Here is an 18,871-nt window from a genome sequence, read left to right on the forward strand (position 1 = left end):
ATAAGCAACAACCATTTTTTCTACTCTTCTCAACAACCTTCCCAATCTAAGCATATTTTTACTTGCAATCCATCCGTTATCTTTTATCCTCTTAGGCGGAATGTACACCATCCAAGTGAAGATAAGCAACCCGCCCGGCGGAACACCCCGCCAGGCGGCACGACTAGAAGTATAAGAAATAAATGACAATGGCCAGCACGATCCGATACACGGCAAACGGCACGAGGCGGATGCGGTTGATGAGCTCAAGGAAAAAGCGAATCGCGAGCAAGGCGAAGACAAAGGCGCTCAAAAAGCCGGCGATGAAAAACGGAATATCGGCGGTGGTGACGTATTGCCAGTTTTTCAACAGCGACAGCCCGCTCGCCCCAGCCATGATCGGAACAGCCATAATGAACGTGAAATCGGCGGCGGCGCGATGGCTCATGCCGACAAGCACCCCGCCAGAAATCGTCGAGCCGGAGCGGGAAAAGCCGGGCCACAAGGATAAACATTGCATCAAACCAACAAAAAACGCCTGCTTGTACGTAATTTGGTCGACCGTCTGCGTCCGCGCGGCTTTTTTGGCGAATTGGTCGGCGGCAATCATGAGCAACGCGCCGAGCACAAGGCCGATCAGCACCGTTTTGGTCGAAAACAAATGTTCATCGATGTAATCTTCAAACAAGACGCCGAGCACCCCAGCCGGCAGCAGACCAATGATGACGTGAATGAGGTTAAGGCGCGGATGTCCGCCCGGATGACGGCCGCGAACGCCAAGCAAGTCGAGAAATCGGTCTTTAAACACGACCACAGCGGCTAGAATCGAGCCGAGCTGGATGACGACTTTAAACGTATTCGCCGCGTACTTGCCTAAAAACTCTGTGGATTTCAGCCAAAGATCGTCGACCATAATCATATGGCCGGTCGAGGAAACCGGGGCAAACTCGGTCAGCCCTTCGACCATTCCTAAAATGATCGCCTTCCATAATTCCATCCAGTGCATGTCCTTCCATCCTTTCTGCGCGGGGTCGTCCTTTCTATACATATGGGCCAAGCGGGTGGAATAACACTCCGCTTTTGGCCGCGCCTGCTCTATTGTACTACAAATCTTTGTCTTGTACTACCCGCGCTTTTTCTAGTCAGCGACCTTGTTTTCAAGACAGAACAGTCGACTTCCTGTTGCTGCCTAATGGGACGGGCCGGACGCTTCCCCTAATTCCCCGCGCCGCTCTAAGTAATGATACAAAGCGCCGAGCAAGTTCGCATCGTTTTTGAATTGGCACGTCTCCACCACTGGCTGGACTTTGGCAATGGGAACGAGCGACAATAACACCGAAAGCCGCTTGTTGATTTCGTCGACGAAATCGGGGCGGCTGCTAATGGCCCCGCCCAAAATGATTTTTTCCGGGTCATATGCGTACTGCAAGTTAAAAATCCCTTGGGCCAATGAAAAATAAAACCGGTCAATGGCCTTTTGCGCGGCTTCATCGCCGCTCTCGGCCAACGCAAATACTTTTTCTCCGTCCAGCTCCCTCTCCGGCATCCCCTTTTCCTCAGCCGCCATCCGGATCAACGCGCTTGTCGCCGCCAGTTCGCTCCATGTTTTGCATTCGATCCTTCCGTTCTCATAGCGGACATCCATCAACATATAGCCAAATTCCCCGCCGTGCAAATGCGCCCCTTTATGGATGCGTCCGTCTTTCACGATCGCCCCGCCAATGCCGGTGCCGACAATGACAAAGGCGATGTCGCGGCAGTGCCGCCCCGCTCCTTTCCATAATTCACCGAGCGCTGCGCAGTTCGCGTCATTTTCCAGTTCCACCGGCAGGCCCGTCGCCCCGCCGAATACTTCTTTAAAGTTTGGGCCGTGAATACAAGGCAAGGCGCTGCTTCCGCCGATGACGCCGATGTCGCTATCCACGCTTCCTGCGGAACTGATCGCAATGCCGGAAAGTGGATAGTTGGCCTGCGCCTGGCGGACGACGTTAAGCAAGTCATCGCGAAATTGATGAAAGTCATGCCGCTCCGAACGGTAACGCCCCTTTTCGAAAAAGTCGCCATGCTCGTTCATGACGGCATGTTTGACATATGTGCCGCCAATATCAAAAACGATATAGTAACGCACCGATGACGCCTCCTTCGTTTTTTATCTTTCCTCTCTTCTAGCTCCATTCGGCTTAGCTGTTTCTCCGCTTTTATGTATTCGCCGTCGGTCCATCCGCTCCTCCCTGCCGCAATGAAAGAGGCCGCTCCACTTGGGGGAGCGGCTCGTTTCTGTTATCGTTCATATCCTAATCGACAACGCTTTTTGCGCGTTGCGGACGTCGTTGTGAAGGAGCTGGACGAGATCGTACGCTGGATAATCACTTCGTTCATACATATAGTTGAACGCTTTTTCGTGCGTGTCAATGGCTTTAAGCAGATGTTTGACAAACGTTTTGCGCAGCACCGGCGTCGCCGCCTCGGTAATGGCAGCAGCATAATTACGCACTGCCGTTTTTGAAAAGCCAAGCAAGTCGCCAGCGTGCAAGGCGCGGTCGCCATCATCATGGTCACGGCTTTCTTCCATCATCGGTGCGGCCGGGATGAAGGCAAGCAACTCGCGCAAATTCGTTTCCAGCCCTTGAATCGTCTCAAGGTACAATCTTTTTAATTCAGGACAGTCGATTTTGCCGACCGCCTTTTTCATTTTTATGAGACCGTTTGCTTGAAAAGCGATCAGTTCATGCAACTCCAACGTTTCATGCCAAGCCAAATGGCGATGACCGTACGTATCATTCATTTTGTTTCCTCCTTGTTTTATTTTTCCATTTATTGTATATGCCCACTAAGGAGAAACGGTCACCGTTGTACAAGACATCCGCATCAGCAAAAAAGCGCTTCGCGAAATGCGAAGCACCTTCCATATCATCATTACAGCCAATCCCCGCCATCAAATCCATCGCCGCCATCAAACCAATCATCCACGTCCAACCCGTCAGCGACATCATCGATCACATCGTCAAGCAACTCTTCCGCCACCATTCCCGCCAACATCCCGGCCGCAAATCCTCCAATGGCGCCAGCCCACCCATGTCCGCCATGATGCGAATGATGGACGGGTGGATAATGGCCAACTGGATGGCTATAAATAGGCGAATGCGGCGTTGCCAACGGATGCCCGCTCAGCTGGCCGAACGCCCCGGCCGCCCACACCGCCTCTTCGATGGCTTCCCGAAGCAGACGGGCTGCCGTCGCCGAATCGCGAAGCTGTTCGTGAGTGATCAACAGCTCCCGTTTCATTTCGCGTTCCCCGCCAAAGCCGTGGCGGACGTCGATCTCCATATACAAACGCACCCCTTCTCCCTCGACAAGGGCAAAAAACTCGACTTCTTGGACGATCCCTTGAAATTCGCTCGTCGGGAAGAACGAAAATTCCTGGCCATGCGGCGTAATGCTTCCGGATGTCGCTTTCTCCCGGAATCCCAGGGCGGCCAAAGCGGAAAACACTTGCTCCAAGGCCGTCGGCGGCAAAATGTGAATGGCGTCTTGGTCATATGCATCCGCCCCATCGGCAATATCGAGCCGGGTGACGAACGTATAACGGACCGTGGGGCGGCTGATCGGCAAATGGAGCGGCAATGCGTACGAAAACGGGAGCACTTTCCGCTCACCGGGCTGAATCGTAAACGAGGAAGCGACCGGGATCACCGCTGCGGTTCGGCGATATGCCTTTCCTTCCGCGTGCACCTCCAATTGCAATACGACATCTAGGTTCCGAATGTGTTGGGCGACCGAACCACCTTCCAGCAAAAATTCCCCTTCCAACGTTTCACCAAGGCGCACATGAGGGCGATGCAGCACGAGATCCACTTTGGCAGCGCCAATGCCGAATTTCGATAAAAACTTTTTCCACATCGGACCTCTCTCCTTTTTCATCAACCTATTTTCACATTTGAATTACGAACGAGCCGCCAAAATGGTGTCACCGAAATAATTTGATCAACCCTAGGACAATCAACACAACCCCAGGCAGCATTGTCGCCTTTTTCATGATTCCCGTTTTCGACACCATGTACCCCAACGATAAGCCGACTCGGATGAACATGAGAGTAAATACGCCAACCAACAGGGAAAACGAAAGCGGCGGGAAATGCAAAAGCGACGAACTGATCCCGGCGCCAAATGAATCCATCGACAAAGCGATCCCGATCAACAACGCTTCTTTTTGGCTGATCGTGCCTGAACGATCAAGATCCCCAAGTTCAGGCCGTTTCAATACTTGAACAGCGCCGCTGAATCGGTTAGCCTCCCCTGTTCCATCACATTCCATAGAGGAATCGCTTCCGTCTCCCTTTGGCTTATAGACGTTATAAATCGCCCAACCGCCAAGCGCCATGAGAATGACTGAAGCAAGCCCTCTCTCGACTTGCAACGGCAAAACAAGCGCCAACAGACGGCCGATGTTCATGGACACAAACACCATCATTCCAGACATGCATGCAATAAGCGCCAACGAAAAGCAGGAAAAACGGACACCACCCATTCCATACGTAATGCCTACGCTCAAGCTGTCCATGCTCACGCTGAAAGCGAGCAAAATCATGGACACCCATAACCACATATGAATCCCCCCTGCCGTACAATATGCAATTCCGTACGGAGAGGGGACTTTCTTGCCATTCGACACGCATCGATTTCCGGGGAAATGTTTCCCCTTTTCTCGACATTATTCCCGCAAATGATACGGCAGCGTCGCAATGACAACATCTTTTTTCATGATCAAGAAAAAGCGCAAGATGATGGCTGTTTGGTTATGCAAAAATGTATGCCACCATTTTTTCACGATAAATTGCGGCAAGAGCACCGTCACCGGCGCGCGGTCTGCTTCTTTTTCCGCTTTCGTGATGTATTCTAATAATGGCGACAAAATGGTTCGGTACGGTGAATAGATGACTTCCAACGGAATGTCCGGATAAAACTTCTCCCACTTTTGCCGCAGCTTTTGTTCGTCTTTTTCGTCGAAAATAATCGACAGTGCCGTAATGTCGTCGGAAATGCTGCGAGCGTACTGAACGGATTGGGCGACCACTTTGCTGACGCCGGAAATGGGAATAATGACTTTTGGTTTCAACAGTTTCTCGCGCTGTTGCCACTCCCGTTCGTCAAGCCGCAATTGCTCGCCAAGTTTTTTGTAATGCTCGTGAATTCGGATGAACATCCAGACAAACAACGGAATCGCCACGATAACGATCCACGCTCCTTGCGTAAATTTAGCGACCATCGTGACGAGCGTGACGATCCCGGTGACCACCGCTCCCGTTCCGACGGTGAGCAGCACGCCGAACTTCCGTCCTTCTTCCCGTTTCCATAATTTTTTAATCAACCCGCTCTGACCGATGGTAAAGGAAAGAAAGACGCCAACCGCATAAAGCGGGATGAGCGAATGAGTTTTGGCATGAAACGCGATGATCAATACGATCGCCAGCACGCTCAACAACATGATGCCATTGGAAAACACGAGGCGATCGCCCCGGGCCGCCAAGCTTCTCGGCAAAAAACCGTCCTTCGCCATAATCGACGTCAGCTGCGGAAATCCGGCAAAACTCGTATTCGCCGCGAGCACTAAAATGACCATCGTGGCCAGCTGAAACAAGTAAAACACAAGACCATTCCCAAATACATGACGCCCGATTTGCGAAATGACCGTTTGATGCTCGGTCGGAGTAACGCCGAATCCCGCCGCCAACACGGTGATGCCTAAAAACATCACGCCAAGCAATGCGGACATCCATCCCATCGTAATGGCAGCGTTTTTTGAACTGTCCGGCCGGAACGCCGGCACGCCGTTGCTGATGGCTTCGACCCCGGTCATCGCCGAACATCCCGACGAAAAGGCGCGCAGCAAAATAAACAAACTGTAACCGGACGCAAACATGTGAGCTGAGGAAGCATGCTCATGCATCGTAAACCCATGCCATCCTTCATGCCACAACTGCCACCCGCCGACAGCGATCATCACGAGAACGAAGCCAATGAACACATACGTCGGGTAGGCGAAAACTGTTGCGGATTCGGTAATGCCACGCAAATTGAGCACCATCAAAAACAAGACAAGGGCGACAGCGAGCTCCACTTTCCACGGCAGCAACCCCGGAAACGCCGATGTCAGCGCGGCGACGCCGGAACTGATGCTGACAGCGACCGTCAAAATATAATCGATCATGAGCGCCGCCCCGGCCACTAAACTAATTTTCGTCCCCAAGTGGTCGCGGGCAACGACATACGCTCCGCCGCCAGATGGAAACGCATAAATGATTTGCCGATACGACAACGTTACTAACAACAGCAGTACTAAAATCGCCACCGCGATCGGCAGCGAATAGAAAAAGACGCTTGTCCCTAATAAAGCAAGCACAAGCAGAATTTCTTCCGTCGCGTAAGCCACCGATGACAGGGCATCGGAAGAAAAAACGGCCAATGCCTTCCATTTGGGTAATTTTTCATGCTTCAACCGTTTCGTTTCCATCGGTTTCCCAATCAACAAACGTTTTAACGAAGCCATGCTTCCGTTCCTCCCAAAAGCATAAGAGTTGACTCATCGATTCAAAAGAAAAAACCGCTGAGGACGCACTCAACGGCTACAAATGTTCTAAAGCCATACTCGTCCCTCCCCAAAGCGCTTGCGAGGTTAGCTGTCGGGTTCGGGCTTGGAGAGATGCCCGTCCTTTCGGATTCACCCCTAGCAACGAGCGTTGCAACGATTGGGTCCCCCGCTCCATGCCGGATTCAGCGCATCGAATCAAGTGATTGTTGCTTCCATATGTTACCCCTTTTCTTGTCCCTCCGCCAACCTTGAAAAAGGAGGAAAACAGCGAGTTTTTAGGCTTTTGGGCTTATTTTTTCTTTATTATTTCCCCTTCGCTCACGCTCCCGACATTTTTCTGTTTTTCACTCATCCAATCATCATTTTCCCTTTCGGATAGCGGAACGGATCGGGCTGACGGCGCAGCGTGACCGCGTACGCGATCGTCAACGGGCCGACGCGGCCGGCAAACATCGTCAAGGCAATGATCACCTTTCCGAGCGGAGACAACTCCGGAGTCAGTCCCATCGACAGCCCGACGGTTCCAAACGCCGACGTCGCTTCGAATAAAATCATGAGAAAGTCTTTTCCGCGCTCGGTGATCGTCAGCACCATCGTCACAAACATGACGATAAACAGCCCGCTCATTGTCACGGTCAGCGACTTGTACACCGTATCGTACACGATCCGTTTCCGAAATAAAATGACATCCTCTTTCCCGCGGATTTGCGACCAAACCGCGCCGAGCAACGTCGTAAAGGTCGTTGTTTTGATTCCTCCGCCCGTCGAACCCGGGGAAGCGCCGACAAACATGAGAAACACGATCAAAAACAGCGTCGGTTGCGTCAAATCCGGGATGTTAAGCGTATTCGAGCCCGCCGTTCTCGGAGTGACCGCTTGGTAAAACGCGGACAAAAACTTGCCTGAGAGCGACAGCGGCCCCATCGTCTTCGGATTGTTCCACTCCAGCAGCAATATCAGCGCCATGCTGGCCAACACCAGCCATGCCGTCGTGATCACCACCACCTTCGTATGAAGAGACAGCCGCCGTGTTTGCCGGTACTCATACACTTCATTCATGACAATAAATCCGATGCCGCCCAGTATAATTAAAATCGGCACGACAAGGCTCACGACCGGATCTTCCACATAGCCGGTCAAACTGCGAAACTCGCCCATCAAGTCAAAGCCGGCGTTGTTAAAGTTGGAAATCGCATGAAAGAACCCAAAGTACACGGCTTTCCAAAACGGCATATCGAACGAGAAACGAATCGCCAACAGCAATCCGCCGATGCCCTCAATGACGACGGTAAAAACGAGAATGCGTTTCACGAGCCGAACAATCCCTTCGATGCTCAGCTGATTGAGCGCCTCTTGCAGCAACAACCGCTCTTTCAAGGAAATCCGCTTGCCGAGCAAAAAGGCAAACAACGTAGCAAATGTCATAAATCCAAGCCCGCCCACTTGGATCAGCGCTAAAATGACCAGCTGGCCGAACAACGTGAACGTCGTCCCCGTATCAACCACAACAAGTCCGGTCACGCACGTAGCAGATGTCGCCGTAAACAAGGCGTCTAAAAACGGAAGTCCTTTTCCGTCAACGGTCGCCGTCGGCAGCATCAACAAGAAAGCTCCAACCAAAATAATCAAGGCAAAGCCGGACACTAATACTTTCGGCGGATCGAAAAATTTACGGTTCGTATTCAAAGCCCCATCCCTTCCCCCTCGCTCACATAATCGCCTCTTTATAGTTGTGGATGATGCATAGAAAAAATATACCAAAAACAAGCTTGTTCGGGTACTCTAAACCATTTTCATCATAACATTCTTTCTGCATAATAAAATGGATAAAGGGCATGGCCACCGACTTCAAGAATGTGGATGCATTGAAACCTTTTCCGTCTCCGTTCGTCTATATGAATGGCAAATGGCAGTCCGACTGGGACCACACAGGCATTGAAGCGCGGAAGGGGGCTTGCACCAGTCCCATAAAAACATTCCATTGACTTTTGGCAACAGACGTATTATGCTACTTGACATGGAGACGTTCCGATGTAAAATCATGTAAGAATAAAACGTTTGTTGCTGTGGGCAACGGCTGTTGATATAAACATAGAAGCATCGTTAAGAATACGAGGCAAAGGAGGAGAAGAGGACGTGAAGGCAATTTGGGAAAAATGGTTGAAAAAATGTCGTTCTCTCCCTAACCAATACATTGGCTTTTTTATTTTTGCCGTGCTCTTATTTTGGTTGAAGACGTACGCCGCCTATTTAGCGGAATTTAACCTTGGCATCAGCAACTCCATGCAGGAGTTTTTATTGTTCATCAACCCGATCAGCTCGGCGGTATTCTTCCTTGGGTTGGCGCTGTTGGCCAAGGAAACGCGTGTGTACAAATGGCTCATTATTATTAATTTCGTTTTATCGTTCATTCTATACGCCAATATCGTTTATTATCGTTTTTTCAGCGATTTTATTACATTCCCGACGTTGACGCAAACGAAAAACTTCGGCGATCTCGGCAGAAGCATTTGGGAGTTGCTCCGCTGGTATGACGTGTTCTATTTCTTGGATACGATCATTTTGGCGGTGATCGTTTTCTCGAAGCGATTCTCGCTCCCGGAAGTGCAGGCCGGCCGATTCAAAAAAGGCGCCATTTTCGCTTCGGCCATTCTGATGTTCAGCATCAACTTGGCGCTCGCTGAGACCGACCGCCCGCAGCTCTTGACAAGAACGTTCGACCGTAACTATATCGTCAAATATTTAGGCGTGTACAACTATTTGATTTACGATGCATTCCAAAGCATGAAATCATCGACGCAGCGGGCGTTCGCAAACAAAAGCGACATCACGACTGTGCTGAACTATGTGCAGGCGACGTATGCCAAACCGAACCCGAAATATTTCGGCGTGGCGAAAGGGAAAAACGTCATTTACATTCATTTAGAGTCGCTGCAAAACTTTGTGATTAACTATAAGTTGAACGGTGAAGAAGTCACCCCGTTCTTAAACTCGCTCACCCGCGATCCGAACACATTCTATTTCGATAACTTCTTCCATCAAACGGGTCAAGGGAAAACATCGGACGCAGAGTTTATGCTCGAAAACTCGCTCTATGGCCTGCCGCAAGGGGCTGTCTTCACGACGAAAGGGCAAAATACGTACCATGCGGCTCCTGCCATTTTGCGCCAATACGGTTACACAAGCGCGGTTTTCCACGGCAACTACAAATCGTTCTGGAACCGCGATGAAATTTACAAATCGTTCGGGTTCGATCATTTCTTTGACGCCAGCTACTATGATATGAACGACGAGGACGTCTTGAACTACGGGTTGAAAGACAAACCGTTCTTCCGGGAGTCGATCCCGCTGTTGGAAACGTTGAAAGAGCCGTTCTATGTGAAATTTATTACACTGTCGAACCACTTCCCGTACCCGATCAGCGAGGAAGATGCCACAATCCCGCCGGCAACGACGGGAGACGACTCGGTCGACCGTTACTTCCAAACGGCCCGCTACTTGGATGAGGCCGTCAAAGAGTTCTTTGATTACTTGAAAAAATCCGGTCTGTACGACCGCTCGGTCATCATTTTGTACGGCGACCATTACGGCATTTCGGAAAATCATAACAAAGCCATGGCGCAAATTTTAGGAAAAGAAATTACGCCGTATGAACATGCGCAATTGCAGCGGGTGCCGCTGTTCATCCACGTGCCGGGCATAAAAGGCGGCGTCATTCACGAGTTTGGCGGCCAAATCGATTTGTTGCCGACTTTGCTGCATTTGCTTGGCATCGACACGAAAAATTACGTCCACTTCGGAACGGACTTGTTGTCGCCGGACCATCAAGAAATCATCCCGTTCCGCAACGGTGACTTCGTAACGCCAACCGTGACAGCGGTCAACGGCAAGTACTATGATACGAAAACGGGCGAGCCGCTTGAAGAAACGCCGGAGATTCAACGTCTCGAACAAATCATCCGCACGAAGCTCGACCTGTCGGATAAGGTTGTTTACGGCGATTTGCTCCGGTTCTATACACCGAAAGGCTTCAAGCCGGTCGATCCGTCAAAATATGATTACAATAACCGTGAAGAGGGAAGCGATCAATGATCGCCTCCCTCTTTTTTCTAGCGCTGCAGCAGTTGCTCAATGGCCCGCTTCGCATTCACGTAACCCGCCCCATATACGTTCGGGTCGCGCCCTTTCCACAAATCGGCGCCGTCTTTTAACGCCTGCTTGATTTCATCCGGCGTTGCATTTGGTTTGGCCTGAAGCATCAACGCGACAATGCCGGCGCAAATCGGCGTCGCCATCGATGTACCGGACATCGATATATAATGGTCACCGACCCGGCTTTGCTTATTCATCTTGTCAAGAAATGAACGCGGGGCGCGAAGCGATATAATGTTGACCCCGGGAACGACGAGATCCGGTTTTGTCACCCCATACTCGGTCGGCCCTCGGCTCGAAAACGACGCCACCTCATCGTCGGCGCGCGTTGCCGCCGTATCATGATCGTCAAGAGCACCGACGGTAATGATGCGGTCGCTAATGCCCGGGCTTGAAATCGTCCCATAATTCGGCCCTTCATTCCCTGCCGCCGCACAGACGACAATGCCCTGCTCCCACGCCCGCTCCGCGACTTGCACGAGCGGATCATCATTTTCTATCGGAAACGGCTGCGGCTCCCCTCCAAGCGATAAGGAAATAATATGGATTCGCTTGGTCGAGTTTTTCTTATTGTAATCCATGCACCATTCAATGCCGCGCATAATCGTTTCCAACGTCCCGCTCCCTGAACGATTAAGCACTTTAACGCCGATGAGGTTTGCCTCATACGCCGGGCCGGCATACAGTCCAGCGGACATGCGCCCATTTCCCGCCGCATCGCCGGCGCAATGCGTACCGTGGCCGTTGTCATCATACGGGGTTGTGCGCCCATTGACAAAATCGACAAAGGCGGCAATCCTCCCCTCCAAGTCCGGGTGCGGGTAAATGCCTGTGTCGACAATGGCGATCGTCACTCCTTTTCCGCTTAACTCCGTTCCGTTGACAGCCACATGTTTAGCATTGGCCGATGGGACTGCATTGTTTAACAGCGCCTTGACCTGCCGATTGAGGTACACTTTTTTCACTTTCGGATGCTCGAGCAGCTGCTCAATCGCTGCCGGAGTCACCCGCGCGCTCCATAGCGGGACATGGCGGAAATGGTGATGCAGTTTCATGCGGAAATGATCCCGCTCCGCTTTGGCCAGCGCCTCAATGCCCTCTGTGCCTTCAACCTCGATCAAAACAGAAACGGTCCTCCATTTTCGCAACCACTGCTCCATCCAGCGGTGAAAAATGCACGGCATTCGTGTCATCGGCTTATACATATTCACAAGCGCATGACGAAGCGGACGGTCAAGCCGTCCCGCATGGCGGCGGACGAGCTGCACGATCGAATAGGTGAACACATTCTTTCCCCCCTTGCGTGTTTCGCTATACTCATATGAAGGAAAGACGGCGAAAGAAGCGGCGAACTCACTAAGACAAACAGACAAAAAGCTTGCCCAGCGAAAACTAGGCAAGCCTTTCTTATTTACATTCCAATCCGCTCCAACACAATGTATTTTGCTTTTCCTAAATAACGCTCCACTTGGCGCAGCACATTTTCCTTCTCCGCAAATGCCCCGACTTGCGTTCCATCCACGATGACGCGCGTCAAATCACTCCCACTTGGCGCCTGTCCCCCTCCTTCGTCCGGCCTGCTTGGCGGAGGATCGTTCGGAGCATTCGGTTTCTTCCGCAGCCCAAGCGCCCGCTCCAACCCGTTCACATGCCCGCGGGCGACCATGCGCAAAAAACGGGTGTCATTCAGTTTTTCTGCATCCTCTTCCCGGTCAATAAACCCGTTCTCCGTGAGCACGGCTGGCATCGCGGTCTCCCGCAGCACATGAAAATTCGCTTTCTTTTTCCCGCGGTCGCGAAATCCTGTAGCTTTGACGACTTCTTCGTGAATGGCATCACGGATGCGGGCTGTTGCCAAATCGTCATCGAGCCGATCATAAATATAATCTTCATACCCCGTGCCGCCACCGGCATTCACGTGAATCGCGACGTATACATCCGCCCCCCCATTGATTGGCCCGGTCCGTCCGCTCATCAAGTGACACCGTTTCATCTTTTGTTCGGCTTAGCTGCACGGAAACTCCTTCATACTCATTTTGCAGCAGACGATTGATTTCGAGAGCGATAAACAACGTAATGTCTTTTTCCAACAACCCGTTGCCGACCGCGCCGGCATCGTTCCCACCGTGACCTGGATCGAGAAAAATTTTAACCATTTTTCTTCTCCTTTCACATCCTTCGTCGTTTCGGAATATGGCACTGTTAGCATAAGCGTGGCACTCCAAAATGCCATAGATACTTCCCCAAGGCCAACAAATAAGGCGCAGTCAAAAAAACGACTGCACCTGACATTCCCGCTGATCGACTTGTTCGATATGATGAAAGCCCCCCACACAGCCATACAAGAAAACATAGACCGCTAGGCATTATACAAACTGTCCACTCTGTTGGCTTCGACTGAACTTGTAAACAGCCAGAAGGAAAAAGGTCAGCGCAAAGGCGAGAAGAATCAACAGATGCCAATACAAACTTCCGAAAGAGCGCCCCTCCTGCAGCTTTACCAAACAATCGAGCGCCCACCGCTGCGGTATAAAATACGCCGCTTTTTGCAAAAATTCCGGCATCAGCTCGACCGGCCAAAAACAGCCGGCCAGCATACATGTCGGCACGGTAATCAATGGCTGCAGCGCCCCGGCGGAAGCAGAGCTGTTCGCAAACATCACTGTAATCAAAGACAAGCCGATCGCGGATAAAGAGAAAAGCAGGAGCACCAGGGCCATTTGCCACATCGGAATATGAGGATCAATATGAAAGATGTTCTTCATGGCCACGAGTGTCACGATGATTTGTGCCGTCATCATCAACAAATTCACCACGATATTCGATAACACATACGTTCTCGCTTGAATCGGCGTCGTCAATAAGCGGGAATAGGTGCGCTCTTCTTTTTCTTTGATGATGATCTCCGTCAAATTTCCCGCTGACATCAACATAATCATGACCAAATAACCGATCGTTTGATACGTGACCCCTTTTTGTTTGGCTGTGTCGGACAGCGAGTGAACGGACAGGCGGAACGGCGCTTGTTGATACCGTTCATACATCTTCCAAAAGAGATCGCGATCCCCATTGGCCAATCGCCCCAATGTCGCCAAATGATCGATGTATTCATGCAAGTACGACTTGATGAACATCGTGATTTCCGCTCCCTTGAGCGAGACAAGTTCTATCGGCCGGGGCTGGCCGTGCTGAACGCTTTCGGAAAACCCTTGGGGGAAAATCAGCACGCCATCCACCTTTTGCGAGGTGATTTGGTCGTCCACCGCTGATAACTTCACGCTTTTCACGGAGAGATGATCAAGGCTTTTCAGAAAACGGATCGTATCATCGGAAATCCGCCCATGATCCTCATTGACCACCCCGATGCGCACATCCTTGGCCGGGGAGCTTCCGTAAGCAAACAAGGACAACAGAATCGCGGCCAAAGGGGTGCCGAAATAGAGCAAAAAATTGATTTTCCAACGAAACGTTCGCTTTAACGTATATCTCACCAACCAGATGACGTCATTCACCTTATAATCCCTCCCGTCTCGCCATCGACACGACAGCGATCATCAAAAACAACGCCGCTATACCGATATTCAGCAGCATAGTAGGAACGACGCTTGACAAATCGTTCGCATACACGATTTTGAAAATCGTGTCATTCATCCAAGAAAGCGGAGACAAATGGGCATACCATGCTGTTTCATCGATCGGAAAATAAGCGCCGCCGAAAAAGGAAGACAGCTGAATGATGACCATCGCAATCGTTCGCGCCGCTCCTTCCGTCCTTGCCATATAGCTCATCCCTAGACCAAAGCTGATGGCTAAGACCACCTCGGTCAACAGAAGCAGCCATACGAGGCTGACGTGATGCCCCCAATCGGCATGAAACACCCATTGGCTGAACAACATGACGACCGCAACACAAAGAAAATTCGCCGCCACGTTCCCGGTCAGCTTTCCAATAAAAATCTCGCTTTTGCGAACAGGAGCAGCCAAAAGGCGATCAGCCGTCTTCCGCGTCCGCTCCCCCCGCAGCAACGAACTGCCCGGCAATGCGCTGTATAAAGCAATCATCGTTGTCATCGCCACCGCATAATAATCCATCGCTCCCGGTTTGCGCTTGGAATGCAGCGACCGTTCTTGAATATACTCATCATGCACATGTTTATTGGATGGAACAAAACCAGGCTTCACCTCTGAAACGGCCATCGCCAGCTGGCATCGGCCGACAAACGCGGCCATCACCCCCTCTACAATGCTTCCTTTGATCTTGTTGCGCTCATTGGTGTACAACTCCACTCCATGCGGGCGGATCTCAATGTATCCATCCGCTTTTCCTTCCTGCACCGCTTTCGTTCCTTTTATCCGGTCGGATGCCTTTTGAAAATCGATGTGGGCTTTCTTCCCTGCTTGGATCATCGTTTGAATATACGGCGACAACGGCCCTGCTTTTTGATCGTTGTACAAGACGTGTACATCACCGACGGAAATCGTCCAGTGAAACGTGTTGGAAAGGGCTGTTCCTAAGATGAACATCAGTACGATCGGAAACAGCAGCATAAAAAATAGCGTCCGGACATCACGAAAATCGCTTTTGATTTCCTTGGCTGCAATGCGAAAAATATTCAAAAGAAGCACCTCCCTCGCATGATGGCACTCCAAACAGCTAATCCCGCAAATTTCTCCCCGTCAGCGCCAGAAAGACCGTTTCCAAGTTCGGTGATTTGTCTTCAAGCGAACGGATTTCGACACCGTCATTGATCAGGCATTGCACAATTTCGTTTAAATTATTGACACTGATATCCGAACTGATTTTGATCATATTTTCTTCACATTGCACCGCCTTGACCCCGGGAATGTCTTGAAGATGCTGCTTGTTGAGCCGATCCATCCCCCTGATTTCCAGCCAAATATCTTTTGTATCGGTGATAATCGCTTCCAGCTGCTCCTTTGTCCCCTCTGCGATGATCTTTCCATGATCAATGATGGCGATCCGTGTGCAAATCTCCTCCACTTCCTCCATATAGTGGCTTGTATAAATGATCGTGCATCCCATCTCATTGAGCTTTTTCACCGAAGCCAAAATATAATTTCGCGACTGCGGATCGATGCCGACTGTTGGTTCGTCCATAATGATGAGCTTCGGCCGATGGGCAAGAGCGCAGGCGATATTGAGCCTCCGTTTCATTCCCCCTGAGAAATGTTTCGGATAAATTTTGCGCTTATCGCTTAAACCGACAAACTCGAGCGCCTCTTCAACCCGCTGGCGCAACTCCGCGCCGCGCAGTCCATACAACCCGGCAAAAAATTCAACATTCTCATACGCCGTCAAATGTTCATAGATGGCGATTTCTTGAGGCACGATGCCGATCTGTCGTTTGGCAAACTGGCGATGCTTGGCGATGTCCTTGCCGAGAATCTTGATTTCTCCTGCATTCGGGCGCAGCAACCCAGCAATCATATTGATGGTTGTGCTTTTTCCCGCGCCATTGGCTCCGAGGAAGCCAAAAATTTCTCCTTCGGCAACCGTAAGAGACATATGATCGACAGCGATGAAGTCACCAAATTTTTTGGTCACTTGTTTGATCTCTAAAATGTTCATCGTTCCACCTTCTTTCCATGCTTGGTGTTATTGATTATAGAAAAAAAGATGAACTCCTGTAAGTGCAGGAATTCATCTCGTTGACATGAGAAAATTCACGATTTACTCATGAATCGGAAGCAACGTCGTGACAGAGAAACCGTTCGTTCCATCGACAATGACCGTGCCATGAACAGAGGCCGCCCGTTCCTCCATGCCGATGATCCCGAGTCCTTTCTTGATCTTGGCCGCACCTTTCCCGTTATCTTTCACTTCCACCTTGATGACTCGATTCAACACGTGAATTTCAACGGCAATGGCCGTGGCCTCAGCGTATTTGCTCGCATTCGTCAACGCTTCGGCAATGTTCTCATAAATCACTTTCCATTGGATTGGTGTAATCACATCCAAATCCCCTTTGCATACGAGCGGAACCGGGAGATGATGTTGGGCGGAAAATTCCTCAATGAATAATTTCACCCGATTCAGCCCGATTTGCTCGAGCGGTGGCTTGATCTGTTTTAATGTCATCCGGATTTGTTCCATGCCTTCTTTGGAAATATGGATGGCGTTTTCCAACAGTTGTTTCGCCTTGTCGCGGTCCCCATCCATCAACCGTTTGGCCGCCTCCATCTGAATGAGCGCTCCAGCGAGCGAGTGGCCGATTTGGTCATGGATGCGCTGCGACAGACGGTTCCGTTCTTCCAACTGCAACGTATATTCCGACTGCTTGATGTATTGATGATATTCGCTGATCCTTCTTGTCAGCCGATGCAAATCGTTGCGCATTTGATCCAAACGATCTTCTTGTTGTTCCATCCGCTCGATGTGCCGCTTGACTGCCGTCACGCTGACAAAACTGAACAATGCCACAAAGCCGTATAATTTCCCCGCCGATGGATCAAGCCAAATCATCGGCGTCAACAACACCGCCCCGATCCCCCAAACTCGGTGGATATACACGGAGGCCAGCTCATACCCATTGAGAGGCAGCAACAACGCCCATAACGGCTCCACAAAGGCGGCGGCTAGAACGAGAAGAGCAACGGAACCAAACGCCGCTCCCCTTTTCCAACTCATATGGCGAACGATCAGGGCAAACAGCTGAAGACAAAAATAGATCAGAGAGACTAGAACAAAGCCCGCTCCCGTTCTCTGTTTCGATGAAATGTAATCGAATGCCGCATAGCCCCATACAATCAGCTTGTAAATGATCAGCAGCGATTCCATAACATCCCCTCAGCCGACTTTTCCCGTCAGATAATAAACGGCAATTTGCGTTCGATGTTGCAGTCCGGTTTTGTCCAAAATCGATGTGATGTAATTGGCCACCGTTCCCTCGGAGAGAAATAGCTGTTTGGCAATCTCTTTATTCGAAAGCCCCTTCGCAATGAGCGCCATAATGTCCAACTCTCGTTCCGTAAACAGGCTTTTATCGATTTTCGGGGCTGCTTCTGTTTCTTCTTTTAAGTTGGACTTAATTTTGTCCATCACAATCTCCTGCATCACCACTTGGCCGTGATAAACCGCTTTGATCGCTTCGCGGATTCGTTCCGGGTCCGTATTTTTTAAAAAATATCCTTTTGCACCGTATTGAATGGCGTCTAGAATGTATTCATCATCATCAAACGTCGTCAAGATGAGCGGCTTTGTCTTCGTCTGCTCGCATAGAAGCTTTGTCGCTTCCACTCCATTCATGTTCGGCATGCGCACATCCAATAACGCGACATCAACTTCATGATGTCGACAATATTCCACTGCCTCTTTCCCATCGCCTACAGTCGCGGCGACATCAAACTCGTCATACGTGCTTAAGATGATCCGCAGCCCTTCGCGGACAAAGGGATTGTCATCGGCGATGAGCACTTTTATGCGCGGAACATGGGACGAAGAGTGATGTTCCATCTTTACCCACCCCTTTTCATCATGACGCCTGTCCACTACCTCGCGTGCATGATTTTCATGGTTTACTTTCATCTTTCCAAAACCGGAGGAACTATTCTTTCAACGTGGACCATTCGTGCACACAAACATATGCCTTCAAGGCGGCCTTCTGTCCAGCGAGTGAGAAAATGATTGTACACAAATCGGCAACATCCTATGATGCTCCGGATATACGGTTCCTGTTCTTTTGTCGGATAGAGACGGACGGAACAGGCTTGGCGCATTCCAATCGTCAAGAAAATTATACCATATTGCGCTTCCTCCCACTCCTTTAAGGGGGAGAGGAGCACAAGATTTCTGTAATGAATAAGGGCGATTTTTTCCGTTGCCACAGAGGAAATGAACCAAAGCAAGAGCAGGCCGAACCGAGTCGACGCTGGGATGCGTCCGGTGTTGCCAAGAGTAGCTGTCGGATCAAGACATGGGAACAGAGCCAAGCTCGATCGAATAGGCAAAACGGAAGGCAGGTCGAGGTGCCCATTCACCAACGGAGCGATCATCCTGTACCGAAACAGTGCGATGTCGTGTCTCATCGACTTATCCATCTGGATCTCCTCCTCGTCTTTCCCACCATCCATATACATTTGAATGTCAATGACAAAGTCGTGAAACTTGATCAAATTTCCTCCCCATCTTTG

16 protein-coding genes, 2 pseudogenes and 1 riboswitch are annotated in these 18,871 nt (G+C 50.6%); of the genes and pseudogenes, 1 reads left to right on the top strand and 17 read right to left on the bottom strand.

From position 1 onward, the window contains the following. Positions 1 to 163 precede the first annotated feature (163 nt). From ACVX3G_RS01555 to ACVX3G_RS01590, 8 genes are all read right to left on the bottom strand, one after another. The gene (locus tag ACVX3G_RS01555) at positions 164 to 985 is read right to left on the bottom strand and encodes an undecaprenyl-diphosphate phosphatase (protein WP_015373784.1); all 822 of its coding nucleotides are present in this window, start codon (positions 983 to 985) and stop codon (positions 164 to 166) included. Between the two features lie 183 nt (positions 986 to 1,168). Then, on the bottom strand, positions 1,169 to 2,107 hold the full coding sequence (locus ACVX3G_RS01560) for an ROK family protein (protein ID WP_479454565.1): 939 nt from the start codon (positions 2,105 to 2,107) through the stop codon (positions 1,169 to 1,171). A gap of 159 nt (positions 2,108 to 2,266) precedes the next feature. Next, on the bottom strand, positions 2,267 to 2,764 hold the full coding sequence (locus ACVX3G_RS01565) for a spore coat protein (protein WP_479454566.1): 498 nt from the start codon (positions 2,762 to 2,764) through the stop codon (positions 2,267 to 2,269). Next, positions 2,757 to 2,933, bottom strand: coding sequence for a hypothetical protein (locus ACVX3G_RS01570; RefSeq protein WP_155824518.1), 177 nt, complete (start codon positions 2,931 to 2,933; stop codon positions 2,757 to 2,759). The genes ACVX3G_RS01565 and ACVX3G_RS01570 overlap by 8 nt, the downstream gene beginning before the upstream one ends. Continuing rightward, a complete protein-coding gene (locus tag ACVX3G_RS01575) occupies positions 2,896 to 3,879 on the bottom strand; it encodes a sporulation protein (RefSeq protein ID WP_014194671.1) in 984 nt (327 codons plus the stop codon). Before ACVX3G_RS01575 ends, ACVX3G_RS01570 begins: the two co-directional genes overlap by 38 nt. 67 nt (positions 3,880 to 3,946) lie before the next feature. Further along, the gene (ytaF, locus tag ACVX3G_RS01580) at positions 3,947 to 4,585 is read right to left on the bottom strand and encodes a sporulation membrane protein YtaF (protein WP_011229724.1); all 639 of its coding nucleotides are present in this window, start codon (positions 4,583 to 4,585) and stop codon (positions 3,947 to 3,949) included. A gap of 105 nt (positions 4,586 to 4,690) precedes the next feature. Continuing rightward, the gene (locus ACVX3G_RS01585; protein WP_014194670.1) at positions 4,691 to 6,526 is read right to left on the bottom strand and encodes an APC family permease; all 1,836 of its coding nucleotides are present in this window, start codon (positions 6,524 to 6,526) and stop codon (positions 4,691 to 4,693) included. Positions 6,527 to 6,626: 100 nt separating this feature from the next. Continuing rightward, positions 6,627 to 6,766, bottom strand: a riboswitch (cyclic di-AMP (ydaO/yuaA leader). A 150-nt stretch (positions 6,767 to 6,916) separates the two neighbouring features. Next, a complete protein-coding gene (locus tag ACVX3G_RS01590) occupies positions 6,917 to 8,254 on the bottom strand; it encodes a TrkH family potassium uptake protein (protein WP_014194669.1) in 1,338 nt (445 codons plus the stop codon). 450 nt (positions 8,255 to 8,704) lie between these two features. Here ACVX3G_RS01590 and ltaS point away from each other — a divergent pair, with 450 nt between their 5' ends. After that, entirely contained in the window at positions 8,705 to 10,660 is a 1,956-nt protein-coding gene (gene ltaS, locus ACVX3G_RS01595; protein ID WP_014194666.1) for a lipoteichoic acid synthase, read from the top strand. A gap of 17 nt (positions 10,661 to 10,677) precedes the next feature. Here the strand turns inward: ltaS and ACVX3G_RS01600 are convergent, their stop codons facing one another. From ACVX3G_RS01600 to ACVX3G_RS01640, 9 genes and pseudogenes are all read right to left on the bottom strand, one after another. Continuing rightward, positions 10,678 to 12,006 carry a S8 family peptidase gene (locus ACVX3G_RS01600; RefSeq protein WP_014194665.1) on the bottom strand — a complete coding sequence of 443 codons (1,329 nt, stop codon included), beginning with the start codon at positions 12,004 to 12,006 and terminating at the stop codon, positions 10,678 to 10,680. Positions 12,007 to 12,131: 125 nt separating this feature from the next. After that, a pseudogene (locus tag ACVX3G_RS01605) lies at positions 12,132 to 12,876 on the bottom strand (N-acetylmuramoyl-L-alanine amidase family protein). A gap of 210 nt (positions 12,877 to 13,086) precedes the next feature. Then, positions 13,087 to 14,232, bottom strand: a complete 1,146-nt coding sequence (locus ACVX3G_RS01610; RefSeq protein ID WP_014194663.1) for an ABC transporter permease — start codon at positions 14,230 to 14,232, stop codon at positions 13,087 to 13,089. A 1-nt stretch (position 14,233) separates the two neighbouring features. Further along, complete coding sequence (locus ACVX3G_RS01615) at positions 14,234 to 15,337, bottom strand: ABC transporter permease (RefSeq protein WP_014194662.1); 1,104 nt, start codon at positions 15,335 to 15,337, stop codon at positions 14,234 to 14,236. 37 nt (positions 15,338 to 15,374) lie between these two features. Next, positions 15,375 to 16,310 (bottom strand): ABC transporter ATP-binding protein, encoded by a 936-nt coding sequence (locus tag ACVX3G_RS01620; protein ID WP_014194661.1) that lies wholly within the window; start codon positions 16,308 to 16,310, stop codon positions 15,375 to 15,377. 102 nt (positions 16,311 to 16,412) lie between these two features. Further along, positions 16,413 to 17,519: a sensor histidine kinase gene (locus tag ACVX3G_RS01625; RefSeq protein ID WP_014194660.1), complete on the bottom strand. Its 1,107-nt coding sequence runs from the start codon at positions 17,517 to 17,519 to the stop codon at positions 16,413 to 16,415. Positions 17,520 to 17,528: 9 nt separating this feature from the next. After that, positions 17,529 to 18,194 carry a response regulator gene (locus tag ACVX3G_RS01630; protein ID WP_011229715.1) on the bottom strand — a complete coding sequence of 222 codons (666 nt, stop codon included), beginning with the start codon at positions 18,192 to 18,194 and terminating at the stop codon, positions 17,529 to 17,531. Between the two features lie 68 nt (positions 18,195 to 18,262). Beyond that, positions 18,263 to 18,718, bottom strand: a complete 456-nt coding sequence (locus ACVX3G_RS01635) for a helix-turn-helix domain-containing protein (RefSeq protein ID WP_369770202.1) — start codon at positions 18,716 to 18,718, stop codon at positions 18,263 to 18,265. Then, positions 18,701 to 18,778: pseudogene (locus ACVX3G_RS01640) on the bottom strand (helix-turn-helix domain-containing protein); the annotation flags it as partial. The gene ACVX3G_RS01635 and the pseudogene ACVX3G_RS01640, both read right to left, overlap by 18 nt. Between the last annotated feature and the right edge of the window lie 93 nt (positions 18,779 to 18,871).

Source organism: Geobacillus sp. PLS 41, assembly GCF_056494105.1.